The sequence below is a fragment of the Stenotrophomonas sp. PA-6-5C genome (genome assembly GCF_021605635.1).
In the GTDB taxonomy this organism is placed as follows: Bacteria; Pseudomonadota; Gammaproteobacteria; order Xanthomonadales; family Xanthomonadaceae; genus Stenotrophomonas; species Stenotrophomonas lactitubi.
The window spans coordinates 1-9,754 of record NZ_WKEE01000096.1 but is presented as its reverse complement, the minus strand read 5'-3'; the positions used below and the strand labels follow the sequence as shown (position 1 = coordinate 9,754).

Here is a 9,754-nt window from a genome sequence, read left to right as displayed (position 1 = left end):
CAGTGGGTACTGGGGTGGTTCGGGGGAGGGCATGGTACCGCAGGCGCTGTGCAGCCGAGCCGGACATGGGCGCGGCGCTACCGCAGGTCGGTGCAGCTGAATCCGTGGATGGTTCCCTCTCCTGAGATCATGCCGACACCTCGTGAGGGCTGCATGCCCTCCAATGCGCAAGATCGGCGATGGGCATCCTGGGTGGCGGCTGGCTGCCGGTCGAAGTCGTAGCGCATGCTGCCGTCTTCCTGCAGCAACCAGTGCACGGTTACACGCTCGGCGCGTTCCCCTTCGATTTCCCAGTCGAAGGTACGCATCACCACGACGTCGCCGTCATCGGTCTCGCGCACCTCGTCATAAGCACCCTGGGTCTTTGCGGTGCCAGCGGCCAGCAGGAGAAGAAAGAGCATCGGTATTCCTCCTCGAAACCGGCAGCGTGTGCCAGCGGCATCGCCGACGCCATGGGAAGAATTGCAATCTGGCCGCTACTGGCACTTCACCGCATACACCGGCCCCGCCCCGATCAGCAGCAGGGCCATGTAGTCGCTGTCGCGTGCCCGGGCCTTCAACGTGGCGCCATCCTTGACGTGGAAGATGCCGAAGCCACCTGCCATGCGGATCAGTGCGCTGTCGATCTGGTCGGCGTCGTCGCGGAAGTACTGCTGGATGTCGCTGCGGCTGGCCTTGTACAGCGCGTTGGGTTCGCGCTGCCATTGGCCATCGCGCTCGAAGGACACGAAGTACTGGCTTCCTTCCTTTTCGATGCGGAACTCGGCGGATTTGCGCGGGCTGGTGGCGAAGCAGCCGAGCATCGGGTCGGAAGAGAACGGCAGCTGGGTGTCGCCGGAACAGGCCACCAGCAGCAGGAGGGCAGCGGGCAGCAGCAGGCGGAGCGCGCGCATGGGATGTCCCGACGGGGCAGGTGCGGCCAGTGTAGGCAGCACGCGGTGGCGCCCGGTACAGATTTTCGGCAAGAACCGCGCCCCGCCCGGGTCACGTGCTGCGATGGATCTCCACGGTCACGTGCACCAGCTCTTCATGGATCGCCAGCGCCTGGCGCACGGTGTCCGGATCGAGCGTGGCATCACTGGTGACCACGCTGGCGGCGACGGCATATTTGCCACGCCCCACCTGCCACACGTGCAGGTCGGCCAGGCGTGCCGGCCACGGACCCTGCTCGATCACTTCGCGCACCTCGGCCACCACCGGCGCGTCCATCTGCGCGTCGAGCAGGATGCGGCCGCTGTCGCGCAGCAGACCGATCGCCCACACGGTGACCAACACCGCGCCGACCAGGCCCATCACCGGGTCCAGCCAGGTCAGGCCAAGCAGCTTGCCGCCGAGCAGGGCGACGATGGCCAGCACCGAGGTGGCGGCGTCGGCCAGCACGTGCACGTAGGCCGAACGCAGGTTGAGGTCGTGCCCGTGCGAATGGTCGTGATCGTGGTCATGCCCATGATGATCGCCATGGTCGTGCCCGTGTCCGTGGCCATGATGGTGATGCGCGTGACCGGGGCTGTCGTGCAGCCACCACGCGCACAGCAGGTTCACGCCCAGGCCGACCGCAGCGATGGCGATGGCCTCGTTGTAGTGGATGGGTGCGGGCACCCACAGCCGTTCCAGTGACTGCACTGCCATCAGCGCAGCAACGCCAAGCAGGGCGATGGCGCTGGTGTAGCCGGCCAGGATCTCGATCTTCCAGGTGCCGAAGGCAAAGCGTGGATCGTGTGCATAGCGGCGTGCACAGCGGTAGGCGAACACCGAAAGGCCCAGCGCCAGTGCGTGCGAGCTCATGTGCCAGCCGTCGGCGAGCACGGCCATGGAATTGAACCACCAGCCACCGACGATCTCGACCAGCATCATGCTGACGGTGAGCCACATCGCGCGACGGGTATTGCGTTCGGCCAGCGGGTTGCCGTCGTCGAAGCGGTGTTCGTGGCGGCGGGCAGCGGCGAGGGCGTCCAGGTGCATGGCGGCAGTGATGGATGGATACCCCCATAGGGTATATGATCCGGTCATGGCGCATGTACACAGGAATCGAAAGCAGCTGCTGACCCGGGTCCGTCGCATCGGCGGCCAGGTGGCGGCGTTGGAGCAGGCATTGAGCACGCCAGAGGGCGAGGCAGGCGACTGCGCCGACGTGCTGGTGCAGGTGGCCGCCGTGCGTGGCGCTGCCCATAGCCTGTTGATGGAGCTGCTGCACGAGCACCTGCAGGAACACGTGGTGGGCGCGGAAGACCCGGCCCAGCGGGCGGCCGAAGCCGAGGTGCTGGTGGAGCTGTTGCGGCGTTACGGCAAATAGCCAGGTAGTGCCGGCCGCTGGCCGGCCACCTCATGAACTGCGGACGTAGCCTGCAGTTGCCGGCCAGCAGCCGGCACTACCGATGCCGGTGCCGCGCGTTCCAGATGTGGGTGGCGGCCAGCAGCAGGCTGCCGGTGACCGTCAGCGGGGTCTCCCACGCGTGCGAGGGCAGCGCCAGCGCCCCAGCCATCAACAGGGCCAGGCCGATACCGGCGCTCAGCCACGCCAGTGCGGGCAGAGGATGGCGGCGTTCGGCCCGCCACAGGGCGAAGCCGGTCATCGGCAGCGCGATGGCGACGAAGACCAGGTGCACCCATTCCGCTTCGGCCCACACGCCGAACAGCGGCAGCGCGGCCGCCAGCAGGGGCAGTGCCAGGCAGTGCAGCAGGCACAGGCTGGACAGGGCGACGGCACCGGCATCAAGCAGGGCGGCGGAGGGCGACTTCATGCGGGGAGGTTCCTTGCGCGACAATTGTTATACAGTAACATTTCCGTTCCGCAGCCAACCCGCTCCGACATGAACACTGTTTCCCGCGCCGACCGTCGCCTTCCGGTCACCGTGCTCTCCGGCTTCCTTGGGGCCGGCAAGACCACCCTGCTCAACCAGATCCTGCGCAACCGCGATGGCCTGCGGGTGGCGGTGATCGTCAACGACATGAGCGAGGTCAACATCGATGCGCAGCTGATTCGCGACGGCGGCGCGGAGCTGCGTCGCACCGAAGAGACGCTGGTGGAGTTCAGCAACGGCTGCATCTGCTGCACGCTGCGCGATGATCTGCTGCAGGAGGTCCGGCGCCTGGCCGACAGCGGCCGCTACGACTACCTGCTGATCGAATCGACCGGCATCGGCGAGCCGATGCCGGTGGCGGCCACCTTCGCGGTTCGTGATGAGCACGGCTTCAGCCTGAGCGATATCGCACGGCTGGACACGATGGTGACGGTGGTGGATGGCAGTGCCTTCCTGGCCGATTTCGGTTCGACGCTGCGCTTGGCCGAGCGTGGCCAGCAGGCGGGGCCGGACGATGACCGCGGCGTGGTCGACCTGCTGTGCGAGCAGGTGGAGTTTGCCGACGTGATCGTGGTCAGCAAGGTGGACCAGGTGGAAGAGGAACTGCTGCAGGACACGCTGGCGGTGCTGCGCGGCTTGAACCGCGATGCGAAGCTGCTGCTGTCCCGCTTCGGCGACGTGCCGCTTGCGGAGCTGCTGGATACCGGTCGCTTCGATTTCGATCGTGCGCAGCAGGCTCCCGGCTGGGTGAAGGAGCTGCGCGGCGAGCACACGCCGGAAACCGAGGAGTACGGCATTGCCAGCTTCGTGTACCGCTCGCGACGGCCGTTCCACCCGGCCCGCTTCGCACGCACGTTGCAGTACGGCATGCCCGGGGTGATCCGCAGCAAAGGCTGGTTCTGGCTGGCCAACCGCATGGATTGGGTGGGTGAGTTGAACAGCGTGGGCGCGGCCACGCGCACCCAGGCGGCGGGCTTCTGGTATGCGGCGCGCGAGCGTGTGCGCGCTGGCCAGGAGGACACCACGCCGCTGCTGCCGCCAACGCCACTGCCTTACAGCGATCTGGGCTGGGCACGGCAGCAGGCCGACTGCTGGAGCGCGCCGTTGCCCGATGCACAGGAATTCCATGACGCGGCAGCGCACGCGGCGATGGCACGCCTGTGGCACCCGCTGTGGGGTGACCGCCGGCAGGAACTGGTGGTGATCGGCGTGCACATGGACGAGCGCGCGGTGCGCTCGGCACTGGATGCATGCCTGCTCAACGACGACGAGCTGCAGGCCGGGCCTCTGCTGTGGCAGCAGATGCCGCAGGTATTCCCGGTGTGGAAGCGTGGATGAGTAGATCCACGCCATGCGTGGATGAATGCTCGGCTGGCAGTAGATCCACGCCATGCGTGGATGCCAGCCGGCGCGAGCCGAGCATGGGCTGGGCTCTACAGCGCATCCCTTCCGATGGACGTGGACGCATTGCCAGCCAGTAGATCCACGCCATGCGTGGATGCCAGCCGGCAGGAGCCGAGCATGGGCTCGGCTCTACAACGCATCGCGCCACTGCCAACCTGCATCACCGACCTGCAGCACCTGTGTTGGCCGCAGGGCCTGCAGCAGGTGGGTGTCATGGCTGACCATCAGCAACGCCCCCGGCCATGCCGCCAGCAGTTCTTCCAGCGCCTGCAGCGCGGCCAGGTCCAGCGCGTTGCCCGGCTCGTCCAGCAACAGCAGCTGCGGGGCAGGATCGGCATACAGCACGCTGGCCAGCGCACCTTTCACCCGCTCGCCATCGCTGAGGCTGCTGGCCGGGCGCTGGATGCGCTGTGCATCCAGGCCCAGCAACGCCAACCGCGTGCGCAGCTCAGCCGGATCGGCCGTGGGATGGGCGGCCTGCACCGCGTCGAGAATGCTCTCGTGGCTGCGTAGATTCAGCAGCTGCTGGTCGAGGAGCGCCAAGGGCGCGTGCCGTTGCACCTGCCCGCTGTCTGCGGGCAGCTCGCCGGCCAGCACGCGCAACAGCGTCGACTTGCCGCTGCCGTTGTCGCCGACCACGGCAATGCGCTGGCCACGACGGATCTCCAGCTGCAGTGGCGCCCGACAGCCGCGCGGCAGCACCAGGTCATGGGCCTGCAGCAAACGGGCTTGGCCACGCTCGCCTTCGCCACTGAACAACGCCAGTTCCGGCGCCACGTGCACCGCTGCTGCGGCGGCGCGGACCTGCGCCGCGCTGGCCTGCAGGCGATCACTCTGGATCTGCTGCGCGCGCCCGTGGCTGGCTTCGGCGCGCTGCTTCTGCCGACCGAGCAGGATCGGTGCCTGGTTGGCCTCGCGCGCCTCGCGGTTGCCGCGTGCCTGCCGCTGTTGCTGGCGCTCGTGCTGTTCGCGCGCGCTGCGTTGCTGCTGCCGGTGCTGGGCGCGGGCGTGGTCGAGCTGGGCGGCGGCGGCCTCGCGTTCGACGGCACGGATGTCGGCATAGTGCTGCCATGGCCCGCCATAACGATGCAGGCCATGCGCGTCCAGTTCGACGATCTGCGTCATCTGCGAGAGCAGGCCACGGTCGTGGCTGATCGCCAGCAGACCGCCCTGCCATTGCTGCAGCTGTGCATACAGTTGGCGGCGGTGATGGGCGTCGAGGTGATTGCTGGGTTCGTCGAGGATCAGCCAGTCCGCGCCGCTGGCCCAAGCACCCGACAGGGCGACCTGCATCGCCTGGCCGCCACTGAGTCGCGCGGCGGGCTGCGCGGGATCAAGGTCGGTCGGCAGCTGCAGTGCCTGCCACTGCTGTTGCAGGCGTTCGCGCAGGTTCCAGCGGTCGCCGATGCAGGTGAAGTCGGCTGCATCGACGCTGCCCGCCTCGATGCGTGCCAGTGCCGCCAGTTCGGCGCCTACGCCGGCCAGTTCGCCGACCGTGCCACGTGGCGGGTAGCCCGGCGTGGGCAACAGGAATACCTGTCCACTGCGGTGCACCTGACCCTCGTCGGGCGACAGCTGACCGGCGAGCAGGCGCGCGAGCACGCTCTTGCCGACACCATTGGCGCCGACCAGGCCGGTGGCCACCGGTTCGAAGGAAAAGGACAGATTGGAAAACAGCGGTCGGCCATCGGCCAACCGATACGACACGCGATCGAGCGTGAGGGAATGCGAAGTCATGCGACCTCCATGGATGCCTGGTTCTCCCCTGCGCGCAGGGGCGGGAAGAGTCGGGCCGTCTAGTGCGAAGACGGCGGCATCACTGGCGCATTGGTCGCGAGCCTCTATGAGGAATGAGCGGGAAGTATAGCGCCGTCAGCTGAATGATCGCGGCCGCTGCGCCGCGTTACGGCACCGTATCCAGCCGCGCGCCGACGAATTCGATGAACACCCGCAGCTTCGGCAGCACATGGCGGCCCGACGGCCACAACAGGTGGAACGTGCCGCAGGAATGCACGTGCGCATCAAGCACGGTGACCAGCCGTCCGTCAGCGAGTGCATCGCGTACCGAATGCACCGGCACGAACGCCAGGCCACCGTCGCGCAGTGCCAGCGCCACCCGCGCCTCGATGGTGTTGGCGACCAGGTGCACCGGCAGTTCCTGTGCCGTGTCGCCCTCGGGCCAGAGGATCGGCCACGGTTCGAGTTTGCCGGTGCTGGGGAAGCGGTAATGCAGCAGGCGGTGCTGCAGCAGGTCGGCCGGCACCTGCGGCGTGCCATGCCGTTGCAGGTAGGCCGGCGATGCAACCACGCGGCGCGGGAACACACCGAGGCGGCGCGCGGTGAGGCGTGAGTCGCTGGGCTCGCCGACGCGCAGCACGGCGTCGAAACCTTCCTCGATGACATCGACCAGTCGATCGCAGAAATCCAGCTCCAGACGGATATCGGGATAGGCGGCCATGAACTCGGCCATCAACGGCAGGGTGAGGTCGCCGACCAGCGGCAGGCTGATGCGCAGGGTGCCGCTGGGGGTTGCATGCTGCTGGGCCAGTTCGGTGCGCGCGGCGTCGCGCTCGTCGAGGATGCGCCGGCAACGCGCCAGGAACAGCTGGCCCTCGGCGGTGAGGGTGATGCTGCGCGTGCTGCGGTGGAACAGGCGTACACCGAGCGCCTGTTCCAGCCGGGCTACGCACTTGCCGGCGGCCGAGGCGGAGATGCCTTGTACGCGGCCGGTGTCGACGAAGCTGCGGGTGTCCGCGGCGTGGACGAAGGTCTGCAGGTTGGCCAGGTTGTCGAGAACGGACATGGGGAGGGTCGCTGCGAAAGAGGGCAGGGTAGGCGGCGGTCGACATGCGCGATGACGCAGCCGGTGCAACAGTGCGGTGCGGGTGCTCGGCGGGTCGTTGCGGCCCAATGGTTCCGGGCATCATGCCGATTGCGGACCCTGCGGTCCATGATGCACGGAGCCCCGCCCCGCTTTTTGCCGGCGCCGGGGCTGCCTACCGTGGCGGACCTCTCCCCACGGATCACCCCGATGACACTCGCCCTTCCTGTTGATACCGCACCGGCACTGCCCGCGGTGAGCGCCCTGCTGCAGGCCGTGCATCCGCAGCGCCTGGTCGGTGCGGTGGTACTGGTGCGCGAGCACGGTGTGCTGCGCCACGCCAGCGCAACTGGCCTGGCCGATCGTGAGTCGTACACGCCGATGCGTCGTGACCACCTGTTCCGGCTGGCTTCGGTGAGCAAACCGCTGCTGACCACGGTGATCCTGCGCCTGGTGGCAGAGGGTGTGCTCGACCTGGATACGCCGGTGCAGCGCTGGTTGCCGGCATTCCGCCCGGCACTGGCCGATGGCAGCCAGCCGCCGATCAGCCTGCGCCAGCTGCTCAGCCACAGCAGTGGACTGGGCTACCGCTTCCTGGAAGCCGATGCCGAGGGGCCTTACGCGCAGGCGGGCGTGAGTGATGGCATGGATGCGAGCGCGGTGACGCTGCAGCAGAACGTGCAGCGCATCGCGCAGGCGCCGCTGCTGTTCGCACCGGGCAACCAATGGCTGTACTCGCTGGGCGTGGACGTGGCCGGCGCGGTGGCTGAAGCGGCGACAGGCGAGACATTGCAGGTGCTGTTCGAGCGGCTGTTGGCGCAGCCGCTGGGCCTGCGCGATACCGCGTTCGCCACCGGCGAGGGCAGCCGTTTGGCGACGCCGTATGTGAGTGACGTGCCGCAGCCGCATCGCTTGCAGGAGGGCGAGGTGGTGCCTGCGTTCGAGGGCTCGGTAGGCATCGAATACAGCCTGGCGCGGGCGACCGATCCGCACCGATATCCGTCAGCCGGCGCAGGGCTGGTGGGTACCGCTGACGAGGTGATGACCGTGCTGGAGGCGTTGCGCGATTCGCGTGTCTCACAGCTGCTGCCGGACAGCTTGATGGCACAGATGGGAACGCCTCAGCTGGGCGAGCTGGGACCGATCGATCCGCCCGGTTGGGGCTTCGGCCTGGGCTTTGCCGTGCTGCGTGATGCCGCAGCCAGCGGCACACCACAGACCGTGGGCACATGGCGCTGGGGCGGTGCCTACGGCCATAGCTGGTTCGTCGATCCGGTGCGCGGCCTGAGCGTGGTCGCGCTGACCAACACGCTGTACGAAGGCATGCATGGCGCGTTCGTGGATGAACTGCGCGATGCGGTGTACGCCGATCTGGAGACGGCGCGATGAGCGGCCACGCGATCGACGCCGGGGCACCGGCCGGTGAGGCAACGCGCTTGCCGTGGCGTGGTCTGCTGGCCTTGGCCGGTGGTGGCTTCATCACCCTGTTGACCGAAACGCTGCCGGCCGGCGTGCTGCGGCCGATGGGCGAGAGTCTCGGCGTCAGCGACGCGGCGGCAGGCCAACTGGTCAGTGTGTACGCACTGGGCTCGGTGCTGGCTGCGCTGCCGATGACCGCGCTGACCCAGCGCCTGCCGCGTCGTCCGCTGCTGCTGGCGGCGATTGCCGGCTTCATGGTGGTCAACACCGTGACCGCGCTCAGCCACGACTACGTGCTGACCCTGGTGGCGCGCTTCCTGGCCGGCGTGGGCGCGGGCCTGCTGTGGTCGCTGGTGGCCGGCTATGCCGCGCGCATGGTGGTGCCGGAACTGCAGGGCAGGGCGATCGCGGTGGCGATGATCGGCTCGCCGCTGGCGCTGTCGCTGGGGGTGCCGGCCGGCACGTTGCTGGGCCAGCAGATCGGCTGGCGCTGGGCATTCGCGTTGATGAGCGTGCTGGCGGTGCTGCTGCTCGGCTACGCGCGCTGGGCGCTGCCCGCATTGCCGGCGGCCGGCGCCGGCCGGCGCATGTCGCTGGGTTCGGTCTGGCGCATGCCTGGCATCCGCAGCACGCTGCTGGTGATGGTGCTGTACGTGCTGGCGCACAACGTGCTGTACACCTACATCGAGCCGTTGGCGGTGCAGGCCGGCGCGGGCGGCTGGCTGGACCGGCTGCTGCTGGCGTTCGGCATCGCCGCGATCGTGGGTATCGCCATTGCCGGCTGGGGCGTGGATCGCCATCTGCGCGCGCTGGTATGGGCCAGCGTGATCGGCTTCGTGCTGGCGGTGGTTTCGCTGCTGCTGTGGCCGGCCGCGCCGGGCGTGCTGCTGCTGGTGACGATCTTGTGGGGCGTCGCATTCGGTGCCGTGCCAACCCTGTTCCAGACCGCACTGGCCCGCCGCGCCGGCGCCGCTGCCGACCTCGCGCAATCGATGCTGGTGACCGGCTGGAACCTTGCCATCGCCGCCGGTGGCGTCGGCGGCGGCCTGATGCTGCAGGCCAGCGGTGCACAGCACCTGGCCTGGTTGCCATTGCTGCTGCTGGCGGTGTGTGCAGCCTGGCTGTGGGCCCGACCGAAGGCCTGGGCATAGGCGTCACTCAACGGTGACGGGGTTGCCGGCCAGCGGCCGGCACTACAGAGAGCAGGACGTGCGAGCGCAGCGACCCGCTGTTGCTTTCGCTTTTTTTTCTCTTGCGTGGTGAGGCGCTGACGAAATGTGTCCGTAGCCGGGTGGGTGGGCTGCGCAGG

At 68.4% G+C, this 9,754-nt stretch carries 10 protein-coding genes; 4 read left to right on the top strand and 6 right to left on the bottom strand.

Going from position 1 to position 9,754, the window contains the following annotated elements:
- Nucleotides 1–77: 77 nt before the first annotated feature.
- From GIW57_RS23245 to dmeF, 3 genes are all read right to left on the bottom strand, one after another.
- Nucleotides 78–401: a hypothetical protein gene (locus GIW57_RS23245; RefSeq protein WP_236513077.1), complete on the bottom strand. Its 324-nt coding sequence runs from the start codon at nucleotides 399–401 to the stop codon at nucleotides 78–80.
- A gap of 75 nt (nucleotides 402–476) precedes the next feature.
- The gene (locus GIW57_RS23240) at nucleotides 477–893 is read right to left on the bottom strand and encodes a hypothetical protein (RefSeq protein WP_236513075.1); all 417 of its coding nucleotides are present in this window, start codon (nucleotides 891–893) and stop codon (nucleotides 477–479) included.
- Between the two features lie 91 nt (nucleotides 894–984).
- Complete coding sequence (gene dmeF / locus GIW57_RS23235; protein WP_236513073.1) at nucleotides 985–1,962, bottom strand: CDF family Co(II)/Ni(II) efflux transporter DmeF; 978 nt, start codon at nucleotides 1,960–1,962, stop codon at nucleotides 985–987.
- A gap of 46 nt (nucleotides 1,963–2,008) precedes the next feature.
- On the opposite strand from dmeF, the gene GIW57_RS23230 reads away from it, so the two are divergent.
- A complete protein-coding gene (locus GIW57_RS23230) occupies nucleotides 2,009–2,293 on the top strand; it encodes a metal-sensing transcriptional repressor (protein ID WP_236513071.1) in 285 nt (94 codons plus the stop codon).
- Nucleotides 2,294–2,369: 76 nt separating this feature from the next.
- Here GIW57_RS23230 and GIW57_RS23225 read toward each other — a convergent pair whose 3' ends face one another.
- Complete coding sequence (locus GIW57_RS23225; RefSeq protein WP_089238366.1) at nucleotides 2,370–2,741, bottom strand: MerC domain-containing protein; 372 nt, start codon at nucleotides 2,739–2,741, stop codon at nucleotides 2,370–2,372.
- A 69-nt stretch (nucleotides 2,742–2,810) separates the two neighbouring features.
- On the opposite strand from GIW57_RS23225, the gene GIW57_RS23220 reads away from it, so the two are divergent.
- A complete protein-coding gene (locus GIW57_RS23220; RefSeq protein ID WP_236513070.1) occupies nucleotides 2,811–4,139 on the top strand; it encodes a GTP-binding protein in 1,329 nt (442 codons plus the stop codon).
- Nucleotides 4,140–4,334: 195 nt separating this feature from the next.
- Here the strand turns inward: GIW57_RS23220 and GIW57_RS23215 are convergent, their stop codons facing one another.
- Nucleotides 4,335–5,942 carry an ATP-binding cassette domain-containing protein gene (locus GIW57_RS23215; RefSeq protein WP_236513068.1) on the bottom strand — a complete coding sequence of 536 codons (1,608 nt, stop codon included), beginning with the start codon at nucleotides 5,940–5,942 and terminating at the stop codon, nucleotides 4,335–4,337.
- A gap of 166 nt (nucleotides 5,943–6,108) precedes the next feature.
- On the bottom strand, nucleotides 6,109–7,008 hold the full coding sequence (locus GIW57_RS23210; protein WP_236513066.1) for a LysR family transcriptional regulator: 900 nt from the start codon (nucleotides 7,006–7,008) through the stop codon (nucleotides 6,109–6,111).
- Nucleotides 7,009–7,236: 228 nt separating this feature from the next.
- Between GIW57_RS23210 and GIW57_RS23205 the strand changes: the two genes are divergently transcribed.
- Nucleotides 7,237–8,415, top strand: a complete 1,179-nt coding sequence (locus GIW57_RS23205; RefSeq protein WP_236513064.1) for a serine hydrolase domain-containing protein — start codon at nucleotides 7,237–7,239, stop codon at nucleotides 8,413–8,415.
- Nucleotides 8,412–9,596 carry an MFS transporter gene (locus GIW57_RS23200; protein ID WP_236513062.1) on the top strand — a complete coding sequence of 395 codons (1,185 nt, stop codon included), beginning with the start codon at nucleotides 8,412–8,414 and terminating at the stop codon, nucleotides 9,594–9,596. The genes GIW57_RS23205 and GIW57_RS23200 overlap by 4 nt, the downstream gene beginning before the upstream one ends.
- Nucleotides 9,597–9,754: the final 158 nt, after the last annotated feature.